Source organism: Micromonospora sp. NPDC000316, from assembly GCF_042898885.1.
Lineage (GTDB): Bacteria > Actinomycetota > Actinomycetes > Mycobacteriales > Micromonosporaceae > Micromonospora.
In genome coordinates this window covers 86,360-109,409 of sequence record NZ_JBIAZG010000010.1, presented here as the reverse complement: position 1 = coordinate 109,409, position 23,050 = coordinate 86,360, and the positions used below count along the sequence as shown (strand labels likewise).

Here is a 23,050-nt window from a genome sequence, read left to right as displayed (position 1 = left end):
TGGGGGTGGTGAGAGGCGAACCGGGGGTGGGGTCAGCCGGTGACGAGGTCGAACTTCTCCCACTGGCCGATCGAGGTCCGGTTGGCGATAAGCGCGGACGCGCCCGCGTTCTCGGCGGCGACGTAGCGGTTGTTCACCGTGGCCCGCAGGCTGACCGTGCCGTCGGAGTTGCGCACGAGCTGGAACGTCTCCCACGCGCCGGCGCTGGCCCGGTTGGCGATCAGCGCGGCGGCGCCGGCGTTCTCGGCGGCCACGAACTGCCCGTTGCTCTTGGCGCGCAGCGCGACGTTGCCGTTGCCCAGGTCGACCAGGTCGAACCGCTCGCTGGTGCCGATGGCGCTGCGGTTGGCGATCAGCGCGGTGGTCGAGTTCGGGGCGCTGACGTACTGGTTGTTGGCCCGTGCCCGCAGGCTCGATCCGCTGGGCGGAGGCGGCGGGGTGGTGGTGCGCGGCGAGCAGTCGGCCGTGACCGCGCCCGCGGCGACGCGGAGGCCGCCGAGCAGCATCTGGGTGAAGTTGGGGTCGCTGTACGACGCCTCGGTGTGCCCGAGACCCGTGTACCAGGCCCGCCCGCCGCCGTACGCCTTGCACCAGGTGATCGGGTGGTCGCCGCTCATGTTGCCGCCGCTGTAGGACGACTCGTCGAGGCTGGCCAGGACCCGCACGCTCGACCGGGGGTTGGTGCGGTAGTTGTACCACTCGTCGGAGCGGACCCAGGTGTCGCCGAGGTGGGCGGTCGACGGGTTCGTCCGGTCCTCGATCCGTACGGTCGCGGTCTGGATCGCCGGGTGCGAGTCGAAGTACGCCCCGACCAGCCCGCCGTACCACGGCCAGCTGTACTCGGTGTCGGCGGCGGCGTGCACGCCGACGTACCCGCCACCGGCGGCGATGTACGCCTCGAACGCCGACTGCTGGCTGGCGTTGAGGACGTCGCCGGTCGTCGACAGGAAGACCACCGCCTGGTATTGGGCCAGGTTGGAGGTGGTGAACTGGCCGGCGTCCTCGGTGGAGGTCACTGTGAACCCGTTGGCGGCGCCGAGTTGCTGGATGGCCGCGATGCCGGTGGGGATGGACGAGTGGCGGAACCCGGCGGTCTTGCTGAACACCAGGACCTTGGTCAGGGGGGCGGCCGAGGCCGGGGCCGGTAGGGCGACGAGGCTGGCCAGCATCACGGCCAGGCCGGTGACGAGTGCCAACACACGGGGACGGGAACGCATGCGCGTGCTCCTCTGCTGAGCGGCGACCCCGGGATGTGCCCGCGGGCACGCCAGGGCCAGGGTGGCGGTGGTGCGGAAGCCAAGCCGCCGATGCTCGGCCGAGGTGGTGTGGTCGTGTCCGGATGGTGCGTGGAGCCAGCCGACGACTCCGAGCGACAAGTGTGAGCGCTCACACTATATCGATTACCATCGCTGACGCAGTAAACCTCTGATGTATGAGCGTCGTCAAGCGGTGCGCCCGGCTGCGTCCACGGGCTGGAATCCGGTCGTCGCCGGGACGCCTCAGGAAACGGTCTCCGGGCGGACGGCCCGCCACGCCAGGCGGTCCCGGTAGAGGTGTCGCACGACGGTCCAACCGACGGCGAACGGTATGGCCCCCATCGCGACGCCGCCCAGGACGTCGGCGCCCCGCACGTCGAAGACGCCGCCGACGTCGCCGAACAGTTGGGCGACCGTCTGGAAGGCGACGTGGAAACCGATGCCCGCCCAGATGTCACCCGTGGCGGCCCGGAAGCCACCGAGTAGCAGCGCGAAGACGAAGAACAGCGCGAGCCGATCGGGGGAGCGGGCGGCCCCGACAAGAAACCCGAACAGGGTGAACAGCGCGGCCTGCCCGACGGCCGCCTGCCAGGCCGGCAAGCGGGTGGCGACTGTGTGTTGCAGGTAGCCACGGAAGACCAGTTCCTCCGGCAGTGCCTCGTACAGGAAGACGAGCACGACAAGTAGGGCCGCCACGCGCACGGCGTCGCCCGGTGACGTCCGCAGGCTGATCTCGACCCAGCCGAGGCCGAGGCAGAGCGCGAACCCGATCGCGGCCGGAACGAGCCAGCAGACCATGCCGAGCAGCAGGCGCCGCCAACCGGCCCGCAGCGGGGGCAGTCCGAGCCCGGCCCACGGACGCCGGTCCAGCAGACGCCGGGCGGCCACCACAAGGGGTACGACAAGCGCCGTCGTGAGGACAGCCCGGGCGACGTGGGTCGTGCGGCTGTAGTCGCGGCCGAGCAGGGCATCGTGAGAGAGGAACAGCCACACCAGCACTGTGCCGGCGAACACGACGACGATCCGCCAGTGCAGGGCGAGGCGAGGTCGGCCGCTCACCCCGCGCAGCGTAGCCATCGAGGTCAACGACAGAGGGTCAGTGACCCAGGACGAGGTAGGCGAGGCCGACGACGTCGCGGTAGCAGCCGACGTACTGGCGTAGCCGGTCGTCGAGTTCGGCGCGGACCTGCGCCGCGCGGGGATCCTGCGGGTACGTCAGCAGCCACTCCTGCCGGCCCGCGAGCCAGGTCGACTCGAAGTTGTCCCACTCCCGCTGGTCGGCGGTGCTCACGTGCAGCAGCCGCCAGCCCCGCTCGCGGGCAGCCTCGACGAGGCCCGCGAGGTCCGTGATGTCCGCGCCGAAGATCTGCTCGGCCTCGGCCGTGGGCTGGCGCTGCCAGTACGCCGTGCCGAACAGCAGTCGACCGCCGGGCCGGACCACCGAGGCGAGCGCGTCGAGGGCCGCGCCGGCGCCGCCGAAGGCGTGCGCCGCGCCGATGCACAGGACCCGGTCGGCCGGCTCCTGCCAGGCCGCCGCTTCCCCCATCACGAAGGCGACGTGTCGGTTCAGCGACCGGCTGGCGGCGAGTGCCCGCCCTCGGGCAAGGGCGGTCTCGTCGGTGTCGACGCCGACGCCCCGCGTCGCGACCGGGCCGGCCACGCCACCGGCGGCGACGGCCCTGAGCAGCAGCTCGCCCCAGCCACACCCCAGGTCGAGCACGCGTGCGCCGGGGCGGACGTCGAGTCGCCGCAGCAGCAGCGCGGCGTGCTCCTCCGACAGCGGCGTGTTCCACCGCATCCGCGCGTAGCGGCTGGTGGCGAGGTGGTCGGTGGATCGCATCCGATCAGGGTGTCAAGGCGTGATCGTGGGCGCGCACCGGGTCCGCTGTGTCGCGTACGGCCAGCACGTCGCGGCCGGACGGCGCGGCGTACGGCAGGATCGGTGGGGTGGACGTGGACGCGTCGGGACGGTGGCGGAGGCCGACCCCGCAGGAGGTCGCGGCGCTGCGGCGGGAGGTCGGCCGCTAAGCGTGTGGTGCGGCGGCGTCGGCGGCCAGCGCCTGGTAATAGGGCTGCATCGCCGGGTGGTAGTCGTCGAACTCCGGCCGGGGCGAGCCGTCGCGGGAGGCGACGAGCATGTCCAGGTAGTACTCCCAGCCGGCGCCCACCTCGGCGATGCCGTCGAGGGTGGTGAGGTGCTGGGCGAACCGCAGTTCGGTGGTGCCGTCGGTCTCGGTCAGCGCCATCTCCAGCAGCCAGGTGCCGTAGCTGTCGATCATCGACACGGCGAGGCGCTGCCGAGGCTCGCACTCCTCGATGCGGACCTCGCACCAGGGCTGCTGCTCCTCGTACGCCAATTGGACCCGGATGGTCCGGCCGGGCGCGGCGTCGCCCTCCCAGGGGCCGAACCAGCGGGCGGTGCGCTCCGGCTCGGTCAGGCTGGCCCACACGTCCGCCGCCGGGGCGCGGAACGTGCGGGTGAGGACGAGATCGTGGCCGGTGGCGGTGCGAAACAGACGTCCGGCGGGTGTACGGGTCATGCCGTGTGCTCCCTTCGGTGCTCCGCCGGGCCGCGGGTGCGGCTCTCTCGGCGGGTTCGATAGACCTCGGTCTCCAACGCGTCGAGGTGCCGTTCCCACGGGGCCGGTGAGGCGAGTTCGGTGAGCCAGTCGACAAGTGCGGCGAGCGGCCCGGGGTCGAGTCGGTAGATCCTCTTGCGGCCTACCAGGTCGTCGCGGACCAGCCCGCTCTCGCGCAGCACCCGCAGGTGTCGGCTGATCGCGGGTCGGCTGATCGCGAACCGCTCAGCGATGTCGCCCGCGGGCAGCGGCGTGCCGCGCAGCAGGGTCAGGATGCGCCGCCGCACCGGATCGGCGATCGCGGAGGCCACCTCGTCCACGTCGGAAGCGTAACCTATCGGTTACGAATCATGCTCCGCCGAGATTCCTGACACTCCTGCCGATGTGGTCGATGGTGGCGACATGATCACGTGACCTGGCACTCTTGAAGGCATGCCAGCCCTGCGTCGATTCCGCCTGTCCGACTGGACTGTTGTCGTACCCGTGCTCGCGGTGCTGATGCTGATCGCGACATGGGGACGAGAACTTCCCGGTCCTATCGTGGTGGTGGTCGCGGCACTGTTGGGTGGCGCGGTGCTGGCGGCAGTGCACCACGCCGAGGTGGTCGCGCACCGGGTGGGGGAGCCGTACGGGTCGCTTGTGCTCGCCGTCGCGGTCACCGTTATCGAAGTCGCACTTATCGTCACGCTGATGATCAGCGGGCCGGAGAAGACCCAGTCGCTTGCCCGTGACACCGTCTTCGCCGCCGTCATGATCACCTGTAACGGCATACTGGGCCTGTCGCTGCTGCTCGGCGCATTGCGCCGGCGGGTGGCCGTGTTCAACCCGGAGGGCACCGGCGGGGCGCTGGCCACCGTGATCACCCTGGCCACGCTCAGCCTGGTCATCCCGACCTTCACCACGGCCCGCCCGGGCCCGGAGTTCAGCCCGGCCCAGCTCGTCTTCGCCGCCGTCGCATCGCTGGCCCTGTACGGGCTGTTCGTGCTCGTGCAGACCGGCCGGCACCGCGACTACTTCCTGCCGGTCGACAGCCGGGGCAAGGTCATCGAGACCGAGGAGCACGCCAAGCCGCCCACCAACCGCGCGGCGCTGGTCAGCCTGGGCCTGCTGCTTGTGGCACTCGTCGCGGTGGTCGGTGACGCCAAGACCGTCTCGCCGACCATCGAGGCAGGGGTCGCGGCGGCGAACCTGCCGCACGCGTTCGTCGGCGTGATCATCGCCCTGCTGGTGCTGTTGCCGGAGACCCTGGCCGCCGGCCGCGCCGCCCGCCGCGACCGCGTCCAGATCAGCCTCAATCTCGCGCTCGGCTCCGCGATGGCGAGCATCGGCCTGACCATCCCGGCCATCGCGATCGCCTCGATCTGGCTGGACGGCCCGCTGCTGCTCGGCCTCGGCGGCACCCAGCTGGCACTGCTCGCGCTCACCGCGGTGACCGCCGTGCTGACAGTGGTGCCGGGCCGGGCCAACGTGCTGCAGGGCGGCGTACACCTGGTGCTGCTGGCCGCCTTCGTCTTCCTGGCCGCCAGCCCCTGACGGCCCCACCCTCTACCCCCGGGGATCATGAAGTTATTGCTGCGACCCGCCGATCCTGAGATCGCTAACGTCATGATCACCGATGGCTGTGAACCGCGGCGCCCCGGTGAACGTGCAAGGGGTGACGGGCATGGTGGTCTCGTTGTGGGGGTACTGCTCCGTTCGGTACGGACAGCAGGGAGGCTCAGTGAGGGCACGGGCGGGTCGCGGCGCGCGGGGTGCACTTGTGGGTCTGCTGGCCGCCGCGCTGGTGTCGCTCGCCTGCGCCGGCGGCGGGCTGGCCGAGCCGCAGGGGGAGCGTCCGGCACCGGGCCAGTCGCAGGCGTCGCCGGGCGCGGAGACCACGAGGGCCGACAGCACCACGAGCGTGGCCGAGTTCGAGCAGGACGTCGCCGACGCGCAGTCGGTGGCCGAGCGGTACTGGGCCGCGCAGTTCAAGGCGTCGGGGCAGCGGTTCGAGCCGATCCGGCGGATCGTCCCGTACCAGCGGGCCGGCGAGGTGTCCTGCGGCGGCCAGCCGTTGCCCCGCAACAACGCGGTCTACTGCTCGCGGGGCGACTTCATCGCGTACGACGTCAACTGGTCGGTGGCGGCGTTCCGCCAGGTCGGTGACGCGTTCGTGTTCTATCTGCTCGGCCACGAGTACGCCCACGGCATCCAGGTGCGACTCGGCATCAACTACAGCTTCACCATCCAGCAGGAGTTGCAGGCCGACTGCATGGCCGGGGCGTACCTCGGCGACTCGGTGCGCTCCGGCGCCCTGACCCTGGCCGAGGGCGACCTGGAGGAGTTCCGGGAAGGGGTGGCGGCGGTCGGTGACGACCCCGACCAGCCGTGGTTCGCGGAGGGGTCGCACGGCACCTCCGAGCAGCGCACCGACTCGTTCTTCCGCGGCTACGAGCGTTCGCTGGAGGCCTGCGGCCTGGGCTGAGCGGCGTAGCCCGTGTCACCCCGGTGCCCGTCGGCGGCACGGACCGCGTCCGGCCCTGGCAGGATCGCGGGTGCCGACCACGACCCTGGAGGATCCGCTGAGCAGCCATCACCCCGCCGCCGTGCTCTTCGACATGGACGGCACGCTTGTCGACAGCGAGAAGCTGTGGGACGTCGCGCTGCAGGAGTTGGCCCGGGAGTACGGCGGCGAACTGTCCGAGGATGGCCGCCGGTCGATCACCGGCACCAGCATGGCCGAGTCGATGCGCATCCTGCACGACGACCTGGGCCAGCCCGAGCGGGATGCCGACATCAGCGCGGCGTGGATCAACGCCCGGATCCTTGAGCTGTTCCGCACCGGGCTGCGCTGGCAGCCGGGCGCGTTCGCCCTGCTGGGCGCGGTCCGCGCGGCGGGCATCCCCACGGCGCTTGTCACCTCCAGCGGCCGGGCGCTCGTCGAGATCGCCCTGGACACCCTGGGTCGGGACAACTTCGACGCGGTTGTCTGCGGCGACGAGGTGGTGGCCGCCAAGCCGCATCCCGAGCCGTACCTGACGGCGGCTCGACTGCTCGACGTGCCGATCGAGCGGTGTGTGGCGATCGAGGACTCTCCGACGGGGGTGGCCAGTGCGCTCGCCTCCGGCGCGGCGGTGCTTGCCGTACCCGCGGAGGTGCCGCTGGCGAGCACTGTCGGCGTACACCAGGTGGAGAGCCTGACCGGCGTGGACCTGGAGGTCCTCGCGGATCTGCTTGTCGATCGGGCCGGAGCGCGTCCGGAGCGCTAGAGCGGGCTTGCGGTGACCGCACGGCCCGAGCGGATCGAAAAGAGTCAGGTCGGGGTGTGCCTGGCCCACGCCAGCCTCGGCGGGCACACCTTCATCGATCCAAGGGTGAACCGGTACGTGGTTGGTTGCGTAGGGGTGGTGGTCATGCCGGTTGGCGTCCGGTGCCCAGCCGGGGTGTCGTGGCCACTGGTTCTCAGATTACGAAACTGAGAACGGCTCTTTTCCCTAAACCCTTGTCGTAAGGCAGGAGAATCGTGTCCGAAGAGCAAAGCCCCCAGTATCAGGACGTAGGCAACTCTGTCGAGGGTCCCGCTGAATGGGACGAAAACTCTTCCGTTGAAACTCCAATGCCCTATTCGCCGCAACACTTCGACACAGTCCTGAGTAGGGACCGTCAGCTCTTCTTTCAGCTCACCACCGCCAACGAGAACATCGGCGCACAGTTCCCAACGCCGCTGACGGCCGCAACTCTCCAGGTCAACGCCAGTCCGGCGCAATGGCTTTACGCGCAGGCCCAACCTGATCGCTCCACGATCGAGCGCCTCACCGTGGATGCCTTGAGTGCCGGAGGAAGCGGAGGGGCGCTGACCTTCCTGGAGAGCGTCGGCGGGCAGGGAAGTGAGACTTACCTATACCTTCGGCAAGTCGAAGGCACCTCTCAATCAATGAGGACCAGCGATCATCTCGCCACCAGCCGACGCCTGCTCGAAGGTGATCGGGACGTAACGGCGAACCGGCAGATGGAACACGTTATCCACGCTTTGAGCGACAACACGCGCAGTGTTCCCGCTGCGGCGCAGACTGCGAGGACCAGAAGCGTACGGATGACCAGCCGGCGGGAGATCAACCGGGAAACTCCATGGGTAAGAGAACTCGATAGGCAGCACAGCCGGCACATACGTCTTGAGCAACAGAGTCGAGCGCAGGCCGCCAGCTTGGCACCGAGCTCGAGCGTGCCCGCACAGGCGCCGGCACCCGCTGAGCGACCGAGGAACGGCGGGCAGGCACAGAACAACGGCCGTGGCCGACAGCGCCGCTGACAACTCCGAGTTATGAGACGGGCTCCTGCTGACGCTGTGTGCGGCAGCAGGAGCCCGTCGTCCGGAGGCTCAGTCGTGGGCGATGGCGCCCAGGACGTTGATCCGGGCCGCCCGGACGGCCGGGAGGACCGCGGCCACCACCCCGATGATCGCGGCGAGACCGAGGAAGACACCCATCTGCCCCCAGGGCAGGATCAGGTCGGTGATCCCCTCGTCCTTGAGCGCCTCGACCACCGCGGCGCCGAGACCGGTGCCGACCACCACGCCCAGCAGCGCGCCGAACACGGAGATCACCACCGCCTCGACCGTGATCATGGCCATGGTCTGGCCACGGCGCAGGCCGATCGCCCGCAGCAGGCCCAGCTCGCGGGTCCGCTCCAGCACCGACAGCGCCAGGGTGTTGATGATGCCCAGCACGGCGATCACGATGGCCAACGCCAGCAGGATCTGGATCATCGTGAGCAGCCCGTCGAGCTGACCGGTCTGCTGGTCGATGAACGCGTTCCGGTCGGCCACCGACACCTCGGGGCTGTCCGCGAGCAGCGACTCCACCTGCGGCTGTACGTCGGCCACCGCAGTGCCGGGCGCCAGCTGGATGTAACCCTGGAAGGGCTGCGGGATCGCGAAGTCCTTCGCCGCCGTCACCGGCAGCACCACCGGGTTCAACAGCTGCCCGGACTCGTAGATGCCGCTTACCGTGTACGTCCGCGCCTCGCCCCGGGTCAACTGCACGTTCACCGTCGAACCCACCGACCAGCCACGCGCGGCGGCGGTGTCCGAGCTGGCAAGCATCTGCGTCGGTGAGAGCCGGTCGATGTCACCGGCGGTGGGCTTGGCGCTGAAGATCTGCCGCAGCGACGCGATGTCGCTGCTCGCACCGACCCAGGTGCTCTCGCCGTCGAGCTTCGCCATGTCGCCGTACTCGCCGTCGACCATCTGCACGCCGGGCAGGGTCTTGGCCTGGTCCAGCACTCCCGGGTCGAAGCTCGGCGGACGCGGGCCGCCCTGCGCCCCGGCGATCACCAGCTCGGCCTTGATGTTGTCCTGGGCGAGCGCGCCGAGGCTGCCCTTGGCCGAGTCGAGGATCACCGTGACGCCTGTGACAAGCGCGATGCCGACCATCAGCGCGGCAGCCGTGATCGCGGTGCGCCGCGGGTTACGCCCGGAGTTGAGCCGGCCCAGCTTGCCCGGCACCGACCAGGAGAACACCGCCCCGAGCAGGCTCACCACCGGCCGGCTGAGCAACGGGGTCAGCAGCGCCACGCCGATGAAGGCGAACAACACCCCACCCAGGATGGTGGCCAGGGTCTGGCCGCCCGCGTTGCCGCTGAGGCCGAGGAAGAGCAGTACGGCGCCGATGCCGGTGACCACCGACCCCGCCACGGTGACCTTCGTCAACGGCCGGTCCGGGGTGGCCACGTCCTGCATCGCCGCGATCGGCGGAATCCGGGAAGCCCGCAGCGCCGGCAGCAGCGCCGCCACCACGGTGATCACCAGACCGACGGCGAACGAGCCGATCACCGCCGCCGCCGGCACGCCGATGCCGGCGAGGGTGAGGCCGCCGGCCAGCTTGCCGAACAGGAACGCCAGCAGCGCGCCGATCCCGATGCCAGCGGCCAGGCCGAGCACCGAGGCGATCAGCCCCACGGCGATCGCCTCCAGCACCACCGAGCCGATGATCTGTCGGCCACTGGCCCCGATGGCCCGCATCAGGGCCAACTCCCGGGTGCGCTGGGCCACGATGATCGAGAAGGTGTTGAGGATCAGGAAGGTGCCCACCAGCAACGCCACCGCGGCGAACCCGAGCAGGATCTTGTTGAAGAAGGACAGACCCTCCTTCAGGCCGGCGGCGGCGTCGGCGGCCACCTGCTCGCCGGTCTTCACCTCGAAGTCGCCGCCGAGCGCGCGGGCCACGTCGTCGCGCAGCGCCTCGTCGGAGACCCCACCGGCCCCGCGCACGGTGATGCTGCTGAACACGTCCGGCTCGCCGAGCATCAGCCGCTGCGCCACGGGCGTGGTGAAGTAGACCTCGTGGGCGCCACCGATCGAGTCGCGGTCACCGCTGTAACCGAAGACGCCTACCAGTGTGAAGTCCCGCTTCTTCGACTCGAACGCGGTGAGCACGCCGACCTTCTGGCCGACCTGCACCTTCGCCGCCGTGGCAAGCGCCTTGTTGATCACGATCTCGTCGTCGGCCTGCGGGGCGCGCCCCTCCCGCAACGTGAGCAGCGACCCCTCGCCGGTCCAGTTCTGGCCCAACTGCGGCGGACCGAACGAGGTCACCACCTTGCCGTTGCTGCCGATCAGCCGGGCGCCGTCGGCAGCCACGACGCCGGTCGCGGACGCCACCCCCGGCACCTGCGTGACCCGCTCCACCACGGAGGCGGGCAGCGGGTTGGCGGTCTGCTCGCCCTCGATCTCGTTGACTTCCACCTTCGGCTTCGCCGCGACGTTCACGTCGATCTCCGAGGAGGCGTCCGCGAAGATCGAGTCGAAGGAACGGCCAAGCGTGTCGGTGAGCACGAAGGCACCCGAGACGAACATCACCCCGAGCACCACGGCCAGCCCGGACAGGATCAGCCGGACCTTGCGGGCCAGCAGACTCTTCAGCGTCGCCCGGAACATCAGTTGCCCACCTCGGTGGGAGTGTCCAGCTTCTTCATGGTGTCCAGCACCGTCTCGGCCGTCGGCTCGATCAGCTCCGAGACGATCTCCCCGTCGGCGAGGAAGACCACCCGGTCGGCGTACGCGGCGGCGGTCGGGTCGTGGGTGACCATCACGATCGTCTGCCCGTGCTCGCGGACCGAGTTGCGCAGGAACGCGAGCACCTCCGCGCCGGAACGCGAGTCCAGGTTGCCCGTCGGCTCATCGGCGAAGATCACCTCAGGGCGGGAGACCAGCGCCCGCGCGCACGCCACCCGCTGCTGCTGGCCGCCGGAGAGCTGCGCCGGCCGGTGGTCCAGCCGGTCGCGCAGACCGACCGTTTCGATCACCGTGTCGTACCAGGCCGGGTCGGGCTTACGACCGGCGATCGACAGCGGCAGCAGGATGTTCTCCTTGGCGGTGAGCGTGGGCAGCAGGTTGAACTGCTGGAAGATGAACCCCACCTTGTCCCGGCGCAGCTTCGTCAGCCCCGCGTCGCCCAAGCCCGTGACAGTGGTCTCACCGATCGCCACCTCGCCCCGGGTCACCGAGTCCAGGCCGGCCAGACAGTGCATAAGCGTCGACTTGCCGGAACCCGACGGGCCCATGATCGCGGTGAACTGGCCGCGTTCGAACTCCGCGCTGACCCCCCGCAGCGCGATGACCTGCGCCTCGCCGCTGCCGTACACCTTCCACACGTCGTTCGCCCGGGCCGCGGCCTGCGCCTGCTGGCCTACCGTCGCGGTCACGTCATATACCTCTTCCGTCTGTTCCGTCTGTCCGAATCTCACGCCGCCCCCCATGGCCCGGCGTGACAGCTCAATCATCAGCGCTGTTCGCGCCGAACCCGTCCGCCCACGGGCGGACCCGGAGCGGATTTTCGGCTGCGGGTGCACCCCCACGCCGGGTCAGGGTTGCCCCTGAGGTGACGGCCGGTCGAACCGTTTCTCAGCACCAGAGACGAACCTTCCGCCTCACGTCACAGGAGGGTCAACCGCGTTGAGCTGTCTCCGGTCACGGTAGGTGACCACGGCAACAGGGCCGTCCCCCCCACGGAGGGATCCTCGGGTACGCCGGGCGGGGTAGCCGCCGGGCGACGGCTACGACCCGGGTCGCACGAGCCCCGACTCGTACGCCAACACCACCGCCTGCACCCGGTCACGCAGCCGCAGCTTGGTCAGCACGTGCCCGACGTGAGTCTTGATCGTCGTCTCGCTGACCGACAGGACCGCCGCGATCTCGGTGTTGGACAACCCGCGCGCCACCTGCACCAGGACCTCGCGTTCCCGGTCGGTGAGCGCGTCGAGCGCCGCAGCCGGTGTCGCCGCCGGGTCGGGTAGCAGGTCGGCGAAGCGTTCCAGCAGCCGCCGCAGGATCCGGGGCGCCACCACCGCGTCCCCGCCGGCGACCGTGCGGATCGCCGCGATCAACTCCTCGGCGGGCACGTCCTTGGCCAGGAACCCGCTGGCACCGGCGCGCACCGCGCCCACCACGTACTCGTCCAGGTCGAAGGTGGTGAGCACAAGCACCCGAACCGGCAGCCGGGAGTCGACGATGGCACGGGTCGCGGCGATCCCGTCCATGCGGGGCATCCGGATGTCCATCAGCACCACGTCGGGCAGCAGCCGCCGGGACAGCTCCACCGCCTCCAGCCCGTCGCCGGCCTCCGCGACCACGTCCAGGTCGTGCTCGGCGCCCAGCACCATGCGGAACCCGGTGCGCAGCAGTGGCTGGTCATCGGCGAGCAGGATCCGCACCGGCCGCACCGGGGCCACCCGATCGGTCATCTCGTCTCCCGTTTGCGCGTCGACGCCTCGTGACGCACCGGTCATCGCCTCGACGCGGCGATGCGTCGTGGGACGCGTACCGGTGCGTCGCGGACCACCGTAGAGGCCGGCCGCTCGTCGTGCCCCGACCGGCGCGGCGTCGTCTCAATCGGGCGCGCAGGCGCCCTTGTGTGGTGGGCGCCCGCGGCGGACCGTCACTCGTCGGCGCCGGGCGCCACCGGAGCGCTCCGGGCGTCGCGTAGCGGATCGGGGGCGGCAAGCGCCACCGGGAACGGCGGCGGAGTGCCCCCGAAGCTGGGGCACAACGCCTGGTGGCTGCACCAGTCGCAGAGCCGACTCGGCCGCGGCCGGAAATCCTGCCGGGCGGTGGCCTGCTCGATCGCCCGCCACAGCGCCACCACAGTGCGCTCGAAGCGAACCAGCTCATCGGCGTCGGGCGTGTAATCCAACACCTCGGCGTCACGCAGATAGAGCAGCCGCAGCACCTTGGGCACCACCCCCCGGGTGCGCCACAGCACCAGGGCGTAGAACTTCAGCTGGAACAGCGCCCGCGCCTCGAACGCCTCGCGCGGAGCGCCACCGGTCTTGTAGTCGACCACCCGCAGCGCGCCGTCCGGAGCGACGTCCAGGCGGTCGAGGTAGCCCCGGATCAGCAACTCGTCGTCGACCACCGCGGAGATCAGGCTCTCTCGCTCGGCCGGCTCCAGTCGGGTCGGGTCCTCCACCGCGAAGTAACCCTCCAGCAGCCCCGTCGCCGAGCGCAGGAACTCCACCGGGCCGGCCGGCTCCCCGCCGTCGAAGATCGCGGCCAACTCCGGCTGCTCGGTGACCAGCCGGTCCCACTGGGGGGCCACCAGGTCACCGGCCGCGGTAGGCGTGCGGGCCTGGGCGGGCAGGTCGAACAGCCGCTCCAGCACGGCGTGCACAAGGGTGCCCCGGGCCTGCTCGACGGTCGTCCGCTCGGGCAGCCGGTCGATGCTGCGGAACCGGTAGAGCAGCGGGCACGTCTTGAAATCCGCAGCCCGCGACGGGGACAGCGATGCCCGCACCGTGGGTGGCGTCTCTGCCGGGAAGGGGAGTTTGGGGGTGGTGACCGGTTCCGCCGTCATATTCGCAAAGGGTAGGGCACCGGTATGACAGCGACCGCCGCCCGGCCCCGCCCCGCCGACGGTCCGTAGCATCGTGGCGATGGAGCAGACATCCCGGCCGCAGCGCCGGCCCGACCGGCGTCCCGGCCTGAGCGTGGGGCGGGTGTTCGGGGTGCCGCTGCACCTCAACGCCTCGATGGTCCTGCTCACCGTGCTGGTCGCCGTGCTCTACGCCGAATTCGCCCGCCGGCAGCTGGATCTGCCGCAGATCAGCGGCTACCTCATCGGCTTCGGATTCGTGGTGTCACTGCTCGGCTCGGTGCTGCTGCACGAGCTGGGCCACGCGCTCACCGCCCGGCGCTACGGCATCGGTGTGCGCGGGATCACCCTGGAACTGCTCGGCGGGTACACCGAGATGGATCGGGACGCCCCGACGCCCCGGGTCGACCTGCTCGTCTCGCTGGCCGGTCCGGCGGTCTCCGCGGTGCTCGCCGTCATCGCGGTGGCAGCCACCCTCGCCCTGCCGCAGGGCACGGTGGCGCACCAGCTAGCCTTCCAGCTCGCGCTGAGCAACATCATCGTCGCGCTGTTCAACATCCTGCCCGGGCTGCCGCTGGACGGCGGTCGGGCGCTGCGCGCCGCCGTGTGGGGCCTGACCCGTGACCGGCACCGTGGCACCGAGGTCGCCGGCTGGGCGGGCCGCGTGGTCGCCGTCGGCACCGCCGCCCTGGTCCTGCTGCTCACCCTCGCCGACTATCTGGCGCCGCTGGCGCTGCCGTTGATGCTGCTCGTCGCCGTCACCCTCTGGCGGGGCGCCGGGCAGTCGATACGGGCCGCCCGGGTCAGCCGCCGGTTCCCGCTGATCGACCTGTCCCGGCTGGCGCGGCCGGCCTGGCCGGTGGCGACAGGCACACCGCTGTCCGAGGCCGAGCGGCGGCGCGCCGAGGGCGGGCAACCCGCCGCCGCGCTGCTGGTCACCGACTCCACCGGCCGCCCGGTCGCGCTTGTCGACCCGGCCGCCGCCGCAGCCGTGCCCGCCGAGCGTCGCCCGTGGCTGGCGGTGGACGCTGTCGCCCGGTCACTGGGCACGCTCCCGACCCTGCCGGTCGGGTTGGACGGGGAGCGGGTGATGGAGGCCGTGCAGACCCACCCGGCCGCGCAGTACGTGGTGACGGCAGGCGAAGATGTCGTCGGCATTCTGCACATCGCCGATCTGGCGCAGCTCCTCGAACCCAACCGGAAGATGACATCGTGACCGCAACTCCCTCCACCGTCGCAGCCGACGCCGCCACCCCGGCGCTGACACCCGTGCACCGGGGCCCGTTCCGGCCCGGCGACCGGGTGCAGCTGACCGACCCGAAGGGGCGGATGCACACAGTGACGTTGGAGCCCGGCAAGGAGTTCCACACCCATCGCGGCATCCTGGCGCACGACGCGCTGATCGGGCTGCCCGACGGCAGCGTGGTGACAACTACCGGCGGCGGCACCGCCTTCCTCGCGCTGCGACCGCTGCTCTCGGACTACGTACTGTCCATGCCGCGTGGCGCGCAGGTGATCTACCCGAAGGACTCGGCGCAGATCGTCGCGATGGGCGACATCTTTCCCGGCGCGAAGGTCCTGGAAGCCGGCGCCGGCTCGGGCGCGCTCAGCTGCTCGCTGCTGCGGGCCGTCGGCAGCGAGGGCGAGCTGCACTCGTTCGAGCTGCGCGACGACTTCGCCCAGATCGCCAAGCGCAACGTCGAGGCGTTCTTCAACGGGCCGCACCCGGCGTGGAACCTGCACGTCGGTGACGTCGCGCAGTGCCAGGAGACCGGCTTCGACCGGATCATCCTGGACATGCTCACCCCCTGGGAGACCCTCGACATGGTCGAGCGGGCGCTGGTGCCCGGCGGCGTGTTCATCGGCTACGTGGCCACCACGCCGCAGCTCTCCGAGCTGGTCGAGGCGTTGCGCGAGCGCGGCGGCTGGACCGAGCCGCGTGCCTGGGAGTCGCTGGTGCGCGACTGGCACGCCGAGGGCCTCGCCGTCCGCCCGGACCACCGGATGATCGCGCACACCGCGTTCCTGGTCTCCGCGCGCAAGCTCGCCCCGGGCGTCACCGCGCCGCCGCGTCGGCGCAAGCCCAGCAAGGGCACCGAGGCGTACGCGCAGCGCCGCCAGGACCTGCGCGAGGCGCAGGCGGCCCGACAGGCCGCCGCCGCGCAGGCGGCAGGCGCACAGCCCGACGTGACGGGGGAGATGGACAGGCCGTGACCATCGAGCAGGGCGCCGGCGACCGGGGGGAGGCGGCGGCATGAGCCGACCGGGCTACGGCGGCGGTGATCTTCCCGCGGTCTTTCCGGACTGGTCTCCCTACCAGGACCTGGAGTCGGCGGCGCGGGCCTACCTGCGCGACCCGGATGTCGCCCTTGAGGCACTCGGCGGCGTGCTGCGCGGCGCGTCGGTGCTCGGCTTCACCCTGGAACGCTTCGTCAACGAGGTGAACGGCGTGTGGCAGGAGGTCGTCGTCTGCGACGGCAGCCGGCTGATCCTCTGGCACGGCGAGGACGTGCCGCCGGGGGAGGGGCCGCCGGGGTCGATGACCTCGTCGCTGCGGGTGGTGCCGGTCTCCACGGTGACCGAGGTCGGCTGCCGGCGGCGACTCAACCGCCTCGAAAGCGGCGAGATCCGCGTCGACAGCATCGACGTGTACCTGCTGCTCACCTCGCTTGACGAGGCACCGCCGAGCGAGGACATGGCGGGCACGCCGCGGCACGACGCGCTGCGCTTCGGCAAGACCCTCGACGACGGCGGGGCCGGGCAGATCGCCCGGTTGGAGGAGTTCGCCCGGCTGGTCGCCTCGGTGGTCGGCCGCCCCATGCTCTGAGGCGTACCCCTTTCGGGTCCGGCCGGGCCGTGCGGCCCGGCCGGCGTGGCTCAGTCGTCCTCGGCGTCCGGACCGGCGACCTCGACGCCGTCGCCGCGGACGACGTGGATGCAGTCGCCCGGGCACTCCTTCGCGGAGTCGATCACTTCGAGTCGCAGGTGCTCGGGCACGTCGACCCGGCTGCCCGGCGCCATCCGCAGCTCACCGTCGGCGCCCTTGACGTAGGCCAGACCGTCGATGTCGAACTCGAAGACCTTCGGCGCGTACTGCACGCAGAGCCCGTCACCCGTGCAGAGATCCTGGTCCACCCAGACCTGCAACTGGTCGGTCGCGACCTCGGCCATTGGTGCACCCCCCATGTTCTCCCGTCCCACCACCCGACGGTACCCGAACGCCCGTACCGACCCGGCAGACCACCCCTTGGCGATCAAGGTTCAGTGACGAGGGTGTTGCGTGGGACCGAATCGGGCTCATAGCGGCTAGTGTTAGCTCAGTACGTTCAAGCCCCCCGGGGAGGTGGGACGTGGCAGCACGCAGCGACGACGCGGACTCGCGCGCCGCACGGTGGGAGAAGGAAGCCCACGATCTCTCCACGCAGGTCGCGTTCCTTCAGGAGGAACTCGCTCTGGTGCGGCGTAAGTTGACCGAAAGCCCCCGACACGTCCGGCAGCTCGAAGAGCGGCTGGCGGCCACCCAGGCACAGTTGGCGCGGCTGACCGAGAACAACGACCGGCTGGTGAGCACCCTCAAGGAGGCTCGCACGCAGATCGTCACGCTCAAGGAGGAGATCGACCGCCTCGCGCAACCGCCGAGTGGCTACGGCGTCTTCCTGGCCAAGCACGACGACGGGACGGTGGACGTGTTCACCGGCGGCCGCAAACTGCGGGTCGCGGTCTCGCCCTCGTTGGACACCGCCGAGCTGAGTCGTGGCCAGGAGGTCCTGCTCAACGACGCGCTCAACATCGTCGACGCGTTCGGGTTCGAGCGGGTCGGCGAGGTGGTGATGCTCAAGGAGATCCTGGAGGGACCCGACGGCGGACCGGGTGACCGGGCGCTTGTGGTGTCCCACTCGGACGAGGAGCGCATCGTGCACCTCGCCGAGACGCTCATCGGCTCGGCGATCCGGGCCGGCGACTCGCTCATGATCGAGCCCCGCTCGGCGTACGCGTACGAGCGGATCCCGAAGAGCGAGGTCGAGGAGCTGGTCCTGGAGGAGGTGCCGGATGTCGACTACAGCGACATCGGTGGCCTCCAGTCGCAGATCGAGCAGATCCGCGACGCGGTGGAGTTGCCGTTCCTGCACGCGGACCTGTTCCGCGAGCACCAGCTCCGTCCGCCCAAGGGCATCCTGCTCTACGGCCCGCCCGGCTGTGGCAAGACGCTCATCGCCAAGGCGGTGGCCAACTCGTTGGCCAAGAAGATCGCCGAGCGGCAGGGCAAGGAGAAGCACACAAGCTTCTTCCTCAACATCAAGGGCCCGGAGCTGCTCAACAAGTATGTCGGCGAGACCGAGCGGCACATCCGGCTGATCTTCCAGCGAGCCCGGGAGAAGGCCGGCGAGGGCACTCCGGTGATCGTGTTCTTCGACGAGATGGACTCGATCTTCCGGACCCGTGGCTCCGGTGTCTCGTCCGACGTGGAGAACACAATCGTTCCGCAGCTGCTCAGCGAGATCGACGGCGTGGAGGGGCTGGAGAACGTCATCGTCATCGGCGCCTCCAACCGGGAAGACATGATCGACCCGGCGATCCTGCGCCCCGGTCGGCTCGACGTGAAGATCAAGATCGAGCGGCCGGACGCCGAGGCGGCGAAGGACATCTTCTCCAAGTACATCCTCTCCGGGCTGCCGCTGCACCCGGACGACCTCGCCGAGCACGGAGCCGACCCCCAGGCCACCGTCGCGGCGATGATCGACGCCGTGGTGCTGCGGATGTACTCCGAAACCGAGGAGAACCGCTTCCTCGAGGTCACCTACGCCAACGGTGACAAGGAAGTCCTCTACTTCAAGGACTTCAACTCCGGCGCGATGATCCAGAACATCGTCGACCGGAGCAAGAAGATGGCCATCAAGGAATTCCTCACCTCCGGTCGCAAGGGCCTGCGCCTGCAGCACCTCCTCGACGCCTGCGTCGACGAGTTCCGCGAGAACGAGGACCTCCCCAACACCACAAACCCCGACGACTGGGCCCGCATCTCCGGCAAGAAGGGCGAGCGGATCGTCTACATCCGCACGCTCGTCTCCGGCGGCAAGGGCGCCGAGGCCGGCCGGTCCATCGAGACCGCCAGCAACACCGGCCAATACCTCTGAGTCAGCGGTAGCACCACCGAGGCCCGGGACGCGACGCGTCCCGGGCCTCACCGGTCACCCCCCCACGACGCGCCGGCCCCCACGCGTACCCATATGACCGTTACGCTGTGGCGTTCCAACTCTCCGAACCGTCGAGGATCCGCGTGTCGTCCGAGCTCACCGTCACTGACCCGTCGGCACCTCCGACGGTCGACAGGGGCAACCCGTCGCCCGTCCGCCCGTACCGTCGGCTCCTCGTCGCGCTCGTGGCGGCCTGGCTGGTGCCCGCGACGGCGTACCCCCTGCACCTGGCCTGGTTGCTGCCCCCGCTCGTGCTGCTGGCCACGGCCAGCCTGCTGCGCGGCGGCCGCACCCTGCTCGACCGGCTGCTGCTCGCCGCGCTGCTGCTCGTCGGCGCCAGCACCGCCGCCGGCCTGCTCTTCACGGTCTGGCCCTGGGGGCTGCACCCGGTAGCGGTCGGCGGCACGGCGCTCACAGTGCTCACCCTCACCGCGGCGGCCACCGGCCGACGCCCCACCCTGCCCCGCCCCGGCTGGGCCGACCTGCTGCCGATCGTCGCCTCGATCGCCACCGTCGGCTACCTCGCCCTGCCCTGGCTACGTGCCGGCACCCTCGCCGGGCGCCTCGGCCTGCTCGGCCTCGGCGAGGACAACTTCCGCCACGCGGCACTCGTCGACGCCGTCGGCCGCCTCGGCGGGTACGTCTTCCTCGACCCGGCCGCCGCCCGCGACGACATCGTCTCCCTGCTCACCCGCTACCCGCAGGGCTGGCACCTGACAAGCGCGCTGCTCGACGCGAACCTGCGCTCGGCCACCGGCACGCCTGGCGGCATCAGCAGCCTCACCCACTACGCGTGGTGGTGCCTGGCCACCGTCGGCCTGCTCGTGCTCACCCTCTTCTGGGCCGCCCAACGGCTGCCCGGCCCGTCGCATCCGCTGCACCGCGTCGTCCTCACAGTTGTGGTCGGCGCGCTGTTCCTCGGCAGTCAGATGCCCCGGCTGCTGATCGCCGGCTACCCCAGTGAGGTGCTCGGGCTCATCCTCGCCGTCGCCCTCGCCGCCCTTGTCGTACGCCCGCTGGCCGGCAACCGCGAACAACTCGTCCTGCTCGGCGCCCTGCTCACCGGGATCGGCTTCACCTACTACCTGTTCCTTCCGCCGGCCGGGCTGCTGGTGCTCGGCTGGCTGATCGGGCACCGCCGGGAACTCGTCCAGGTCCGCCGTACGCTGCTCACCGTCGGCCTGGTGACCGCAGTGCTCGCGCCCCTGCCCCTGCTACTCGGCGTGTTCGGCGCGGGTCAGACCGAGGCGCTCGACGCGAGGGCGGGCCGGGAACTCGTCGAGGCGTGGCGGGCACTGCTCGGGCTCACCCCGATCGTGCTGATCGCCCTGGCGATCCAGGCCCGCCGCGCCGACCCGGCCTGGCGCCGGCACCTCGCCGCCGTGCTGGTGGCCGTCGGGTTCGCTCTCTCCATCGCACTGGTGAACGTCCTCACCGGCGTCGAGCCCGGGTACTACTTCATGAAGGGCGTCCACCTCGCCACCGTGCTGCTGATCGTCGGCAGCGCCGCCCTGGTCCGGCTGCTGCCCGTCCCGGCCCCTGCCGTCCGGTCGTCGCCGATCCGGGCCACCGCGATTCCCGTGCTCGCCGCCGCCCTGGCCGTGCTCACCGCCGTGACCCTCTGCGGGCTCACCGGCTGGCGCGGCAGCCTGCTCGTCGTCGACAAGCACAGCTGGGCCCACCTCTGGGTCCAGATCGACGCCGATAAACCGTCGAGAGTGGGCAAGGTCTGCGCCGCCGCGTACCGCCGCCACCCGGCCGTACCGGGCACGGTCACCGTGGTCCTGGACCGCACCGGCTACCGCGGCTACGCCGAGTCCATCTGCCTGTCCGCCCTGCAGGGCACCACCGCGCAGACCGAACCGGCCATCTACCTGCCGATCTTCGACGAACCTGATCGCACGAGCAGCATCCTGCGCGAGACCAGCGGCCCGATCCGGCTGCTGATCAGCGATCCGGCCGCGCAGCGACGTGTCGATGAACTGCTGACCACGCACCCCGAACTCCGCACCCGGGTCAGCACCGTACCCATGATCATCAAGCAGTGACGGGGCGACACCGGGAAACCCGCTGCACCGGCGCGCCCCCGTCCCCGAACTGTCGGACTACGCTCGACGTGACGGGGGACTGGTCGGGCGAGCGAAGCGGGTAGGTCGATGAGCGTAAGACGGATCATGGGCACCGAGGTCGAGTACGGCATCTCCGTGCCCGGCCAGGCCGGAGCCAACCCGATGGTCACCTCGTCCCAGGTGGTCAACGCCTATGGGGCCCGGCCCGAGCTCAACCGGGGCGGGCGCGCCCGCTGGGACTACGAGGAGGAGTCGCCGCTGCGCGACGCCCGCGGCTTCACCTACTCCGGCGCCGCCTACGACCCCGCCGAAGCCCTCGCGGACGAGGACCTCGGCCTGGCAAACGTGATACTCACCAACGGCGCACGGCTCTACGTGGACCACGCCCACCCCGAATACTCCACCCCCGAGGTCACCACGCCCCGCGACGTGGTGCGCTGGGACAAGGCCGGCGAGCGGGTGATGGCCGAGGCGTCCCGCCGGGCCGCCACCATCCCCGGCAGCCAGCCGATCCACCTCTACAAGAACAACACCGACAACAAGGGCGCCAGCTACGGCGCCCACGAGAACTACCTGATGCGCCGGCAGACCCCGTTCGCCGACATCGTGGCGTACCTGACGCCGTTCTTCGTCACCCGGCAGATCGTCTGCGGCGCCGGCCGCGTCGGCATCGGGCAGGACGGCGGGCAGAGCGGCTTCCAGATCTCCCAGCGCGCCGACTTCTTCGAGGTCGAGGTGGGCTTGGAGACAACGCTCAAGCGGCCGATCATCAACACCCGCGACGAGCCGCACGCCGACGCCGACAAGTACCGCCGGCTGCACGTCATCATCGGCGACGCCAACCTCTCCGAGATCTCCACGTACCTCAAGGTCGGCACCACCGCGCTGATCCTCGCCATGATCGAGGAGAAGGCGCTCCCCGCCGACCTCGGCATCGCCGACCCGGTCAGCGAGCTGCGCGCGGTAAGCCACGACCCCTCCCTGACGCACCGGATGCGGCTGCGCGACGGTCGCCGGCTCACCGCACTGGACCTGCAGTGGGCGTACCTGGAGCGGGCGCGGTCCTTTGTCGACGACCGCTACGGCACAGACGTCGACGAGCAGACCGCCGACGTGCTCGACCGCTGGGAGAGCGTCCTGCACCGGCTCGGCCGGGACCCGATGCTCTGCGCCGACGAGCTGGACTGGGTGGCCAAGCTGCGGTTGCTGGAGGGTTACCGCGAGCGGGAGAAGCTCGGCTGGGGCGCGCACAAGCTCCAGCTCGTCGACCTGCAGTACTCCGACGTCCGGCAGGAGAAGGGCCTCTACAACCGGCTGGTCTCGCGGGGGGCGATGAAGACGCTGCTCACCGACGACGAGACCCGCAGCGCGATGACGGAGCCCCCGGAGGACACGCGGGCCTACTTCCGTGGCCGCTGCCTCGCCCAGTACGCCTCCGAGGTGGTCGCCGCCAGCTGGGATTCGGTGATCTTCGACGTGGGCCGGGAGTCGCTGGTCCGGGTGCCGATGATGGAGCCGGAGCGGGGCACCCGCGCGCACGTCGGGGCGCTGTTCGACAAGTGCGCAAGCGCCAAGGACCTGCTGGAGACGTTGACCGGGGGCTGAACTCGCGTCCGGATGCCCGTCGTGTGCCGCAACCCGGCGCGCGGCGGGCTTTTCGTCGTCCGGGCGAGGTAAGTTCATCGCAGACGATCGTGGAGGAGGCAGCAATGGCCACTCATGACAGCGGCGGCCAGTCGCAGTCCGGCAAGTCCCGCCAGGGCGAGGAGATCGAGGACGTCACCACCGAGGCCAACCCCGAGGTGGCCGAGCGGCACGCCGAGATCACCGAGGACGTCGACGACCTCCTTGACGAGATCGACTCCGTCCTCGAAGAGAACGCCGAGGAGTTCGTGAGGGGTTACGTACAAAAGGGAGGTCAGTGAGCATATAGGGTTAAATCGGACATGTCGCGAACGAGTGATGATCGAGACGGCCTTCGTCGCTGCCGAGATTGCGGCGAATGGAAGGCGCTCGATCAGTTCTGTGCGAGTTCGAAGAGGCCTGGCGGGCGGGGCAGCTACTGCAAGCTCTGTTTCAACGAGCGGTCCAAGGCAAGCTACGCGC

General features: G+C 70.5%; 21 protein-coding genes. 11 read left to right on the top strand and 10 right to left on the bottom strand.

All coding sequences use genetic code 11. The annotated features are described in order from the left end of the window. Window positions 1–32: 32 nt before the first annotated feature. The 5 genes from ACFY2Q_RS20200 to ACFY2Q_RS20180 all read right to left on the bottom strand — a co-directional run bounded on the left by ACFY2Q_RS20200 (window position 33) and on the right by ACFY2Q_RS20180 (window position 4,155). Window positions 33–1,169, bottom strand: a complete 1,137-nt coding sequence (locus ACFY2Q_RS20200) for a ThuA domain-containing protein (RefSeq protein WP_387132523.1) — start codon at window positions 1,167–1,169, stop codon at window positions 33–35. Between the two features lie 330 nt (window positions 1,170–1,499). Continuing rightward, entirely contained in the window at window positions 1,500–2,315 is an 816-nt protein-coding gene (locus ACFY2Q_RS20195; RefSeq protein ID WP_387132352.1) for a type II CAAX prenyl endopeptidase Rce1 family protein, read from the bottom strand. Between the two features lie 37 nt (window positions 2,316–2,352). Continuing rightward, complete coding sequence (locus ACFY2Q_RS20190; protein ID WP_387132350.1) at window positions 2,353–3,096, bottom strand: SAM-dependent methyltransferase; 744 nt, start codon at window positions 3,094–3,096, stop codon at window positions 2,353–2,355. Window positions 3,097–3,280: 184 nt separating this feature from the next. Continuing rightward, the gene (locus ACFY2Q_RS20185; protein WP_387132348.1) at window positions 3,281–3,796 is read right to left on the bottom strand and encodes an SRPBCC family protein; all 516 of its coding nucleotides are present in this window, start codon (window positions 3,794–3,796) and stop codon (window positions 3,281–3,283) included. Then, window positions 3,793–4,155 carry an ArsR/SmtB family transcription factor gene (locus ACFY2Q_RS20180; RefSeq protein ID WP_387132346.1) on the bottom strand — a complete coding sequence of 121 codons (363 nt, stop codon included), beginning with the start codon at window positions 4,153–4,155 and terminating at the stop codon, window positions 3,793–3,795. The genes ACFY2Q_RS20185 and ACFY2Q_RS20180 overlap by 4 nt, the downstream gene beginning before the upstream one ends. A 112-nt stretch (window positions 4,156–4,267) precedes the next feature. Between ACFY2Q_RS20180 and ACFY2Q_RS20175 the strand changes: the two genes are divergently transcribed. The 4 genes from ACFY2Q_RS20175 to ACFY2Q_RS20160 all read left to right on the top strand — a co-directional run bounded on the left by ACFY2Q_RS20175 (window position 4,268) and on the right by ACFY2Q_RS20160 (window position 8,123). Beyond that, entirely contained in the window at window positions 4,268–5,368 is a 1,101-nt protein-coding gene (locus ACFY2Q_RS20175) for a calcium:proton antiporter (RefSeq protein ID WP_387132344.1), read from the top strand. 130 nt (window positions 5,369–5,498) lie between these two features. Beyond that, a complete protein-coding gene (locus ACFY2Q_RS20170; protein WP_387132342.1) occupies window positions 5,499–6,299 on the top strand; it encodes a neutral zinc metallopeptidase in 801 nt (266 codons plus the stop codon). Window positions 6,300–6,420: 121 nt separating this feature from the next. Next, window positions 6,421–7,083, top strand: coding sequence for an HAD family hydrolase (locus ACFY2Q_RS20165; protein WP_387132522.1), 663 nt, complete (start codon window positions 6,421–6,423; stop codon window positions 7,081–7,083). A 254-nt stretch (window positions 7,084–7,337) separates the two neighbouring features. After that, window positions 7,338–8,123, top strand: coding sequence for a hypothetical protein (locus tag ACFY2Q_RS20160; protein WP_387132340.1), 786 nt, complete (start codon window positions 7,338–7,340; stop codon window positions 8,121–8,123). 69 nt (window positions 8,124–8,192) lie between these two features. On the opposite strand, the gene ACFY2Q_RS20155 is transcribed toward ACFY2Q_RS20160, so the two are convergent. From ACFY2Q_RS20155 to ACFY2Q_RS20140, 4 genes are all read right to left on the bottom strand, one after another. After that, window positions 8,193–10,748, bottom strand: coding sequence for an ABC transporter permease (locus tag ACFY2Q_RS20155; RefSeq protein WP_387132338.1), 2,556 nt, complete (start codon window positions 10,746–10,748; stop codon window positions 8,193–8,195). Beyond that, window positions 10,748–11,515, bottom strand: coding sequence for an ABC transporter ATP-binding protein (locus ACFY2Q_RS20150; protein WP_387132336.1), 768 nt, complete (start codon window positions 11,513–11,515; stop codon window positions 10,748–10,750). Before ACFY2Q_RS20150 ends, ACFY2Q_RS20155 begins: the two co-directional genes overlap by 1 nt. A gap of 351 nt (window positions 11,516–11,866) precedes the next feature. Beyond that, entirely contained in the window at window positions 11,867–12,598 is a 732-nt protein-coding gene (locus ACFY2Q_RS20145) for a response regulator (protein ID WP_387132334.1), read from the bottom strand. Between the two features lie 149 nt (window positions 12,599–12,747). After that, window positions 12,748–13,662: a RecB family exonuclease gene (locus ACFY2Q_RS20140; RefSeq protein ID WP_387132332.1), complete on the bottom strand. Its 915-nt coding sequence runs from the start codon at window positions 13,660–13,662 to the stop codon at window positions 12,748–12,750. A 79-nt stretch (window positions 13,663–13,741) separates the two neighbouring features. Between ACFY2Q_RS20140 and ACFY2Q_RS20135 the strand changes: the two genes are divergently transcribed. The 3 genes from ACFY2Q_RS20135 to ACFY2Q_RS20125 are packed head-to-tail and all read left to right on the top strand — an operon-like array spanning window position 13,742 to window position 16,507. After that, complete coding sequence (locus ACFY2Q_RS20135) at window positions 13,742–14,896, top strand: site-2 protease family protein (RefSeq protein ID WP_387132330.1); 1,155 nt, start codon at window positions 13,742–13,744, stop codon at window positions 14,894–14,896. Then, window positions 14,893–15,894, top strand: a complete 1,002-nt coding sequence (locus tag ACFY2Q_RS20130) for a tRNA (adenine-N1)-methyltransferase (protein WP_387132328.1) — start codon at window positions 14,893–14,895, stop codon at window positions 15,892–15,894. Before ACFY2Q_RS20135 ends, ACFY2Q_RS20130 begins: the two co-directional genes overlap by 4 nt. 40 nt (window positions 15,895–15,934) lie before the next feature. Further along, the gene (locus ACFY2Q_RS20125; protein ID WP_387132326.1) at window positions 15,935–16,507 is read left to right on the top strand and encodes a hypothetical protein; all 573 of its coding nucleotides are present in this window, start codon (window positions 15,935–15,937) and stop codon (window positions 16,505–16,507) included. A 50-nt stretch (window positions 16,508–16,557) separates the two neighbouring features. Here ACFY2Q_RS20125 and ACFY2Q_RS20120 read toward each other — a convergent pair whose 3' ends face one another. Then, on the bottom strand, window positions 16,558–16,851 hold the full coding sequence (locus ACFY2Q_RS20120) for a ferredoxin (RefSeq protein ID WP_387132323.1): 294 nt from the start codon (window positions 16,849–16,851) through the stop codon (window positions 16,558–16,560). A 179-nt stretch (window positions 16,852–17,030) separates the two neighbouring features. Here ACFY2Q_RS20120 and arc point away from each other — a divergent pair, with 179 nt between their 5' ends. The 4 genes from arc (at window position 17,031) to ACFY2Q_RS20100 (ending at window position 22,869) form a co-directional block, all read left to right on the top strand. Then, window positions 17,031–18,815: a proteasome ATPase gene (gene arc / locus ACFY2Q_RS20115; RefSeq protein WP_387132321.1), complete on the top strand. Its 1,785-nt coding sequence runs from the start codon at window positions 17,031–17,033 to the stop codon at window positions 18,813–18,815. Between the two features lie 143 nt (window positions 18,816–18,958). Beyond that, window positions 18,959–20,923 (top strand): hypothetical protein, encoded by a 1,965-nt coding sequence (locus ACFY2Q_RS20110; RefSeq protein WP_387132319.1) that lies wholly within the window; start codon window positions 18,959–18,961, stop codon window positions 20,921–20,923. Between the two features lie 108 nt (window positions 20,924–21,031). Continuing rightward, window positions 21,032–22,549 carry a depupylase/deamidase Dop gene (dop, locus tag ACFY2Q_RS20105; protein ID WP_387132317.1) on the top strand — a complete coding sequence of 506 codons (1,518 nt, stop codon included), beginning with the start codon at window positions 21,032–21,034 and terminating at the stop codon, window positions 22,547–22,549. A gap of 104 nt (window positions 22,550–22,653) precedes the next feature. Beyond that, window positions 22,654–22,869: a ubiquitin-like protein Pup gene (locus tag ACFY2Q_RS20100; RefSeq protein ID WP_030332902.1), complete on the top strand. Its 216-nt coding sequence runs from the start codon at window positions 22,654–22,656 to the stop codon at window positions 22,867–22,869. Window positions 22,870–23,050: the final 181 nt, after the last annotated feature.

Coding starts and splice junctions, on each gene's coding strand:
- ACFY2Q_RS20200 (WP_387132523.1), bottom strand. CDS start 1,169: ATGCTGGCCAGCCTCGTCGCCCTACCGGCCCCGGCCTCGGCCGCCCCC.
- ACFY2Q_RS20190 (WP_387132350.1), bottom strand. CDS start 3,096: ATGCGATCCACCGACCACCTCGCCACCAGCCGCTACGCGCGGATGCGG.
- ACFY2Q_RS20185 (WP_387132348.1), bottom strand. CDS start 3,796: ATGACCCGTACACCCGCCGGACGTCTGTTTCGCACCGCCACCGGCCAC.
- ACFY2Q_RS20175 (WP_387132344.1), top strand. CDS start 4,268: ATGCCAGCCCTGCGTCGATTCCGCCTGTCCGACTGGACTGTTGTCGTA.
- ACFY2Q_RS20170 (WP_387132342.1), top strand. CDS start 5,499: ATGGTGGTCTCGTTGTGGGGGTACTGCTCCGTTCGGTACGGACAGCAG.
- ACFY2Q_RS20155 (WP_387132338.1), bottom strand. CDS start 10,748: ATGTTCCGGGCGACGCTGAAGAGTCTGCTGGCCCGCAAGGTCCGGCTG.
- ACFY2Q_RS20145 (WP_387132334.1), bottom strand. CDS start 12,598: ATGACCGGTGCGTCACGAGGCGTCGACGCGCAAACGGGAGACGAGATG.
- ACFY2Q_RS20140 (WP_387132332.1), bottom strand. CDS start 13,662: ATGACGGCGGAACCGGTCACCACCCCCAAACTCCCCTTCCCGGCAGAG.
- ACFY2Q_RS20135 (WP_387132330.1), top strand. CDS start 13,742: ATGGAGCAGACATCCCGGCCGCAGCGCCGGCCCGACCGGCGTCCCGGC.
- ACFY2Q_RS20125 (WP_387132326.1), top strand. CDS start 15,935: ATGAGCCGACCGGGCTACGGCGGCGGTGATCTTCCCGCGGTCTTTCCG.
- ACFY2Q_RS20120 (WP_387132323.1), bottom strand. CDS start 16,851: ATGGCCGAGGTCGCGACCGACCAGTTGCAGGTCTGGGTGGACCAGGAT.
- dop (WP_387132317.1), top strand. CDS start 21,032: ATGAGCGTAAGACGGATCATGGGCACCGAGGTCGAGTACGGCATCTCC.
- ACFY2Q_RS20100 (WP_030332902.1), top strand. CDS start 22,654: ATGGCCACTCATGACAGCGGCGGCCAGTCGCAGTCCGGCAAGTCCCGC.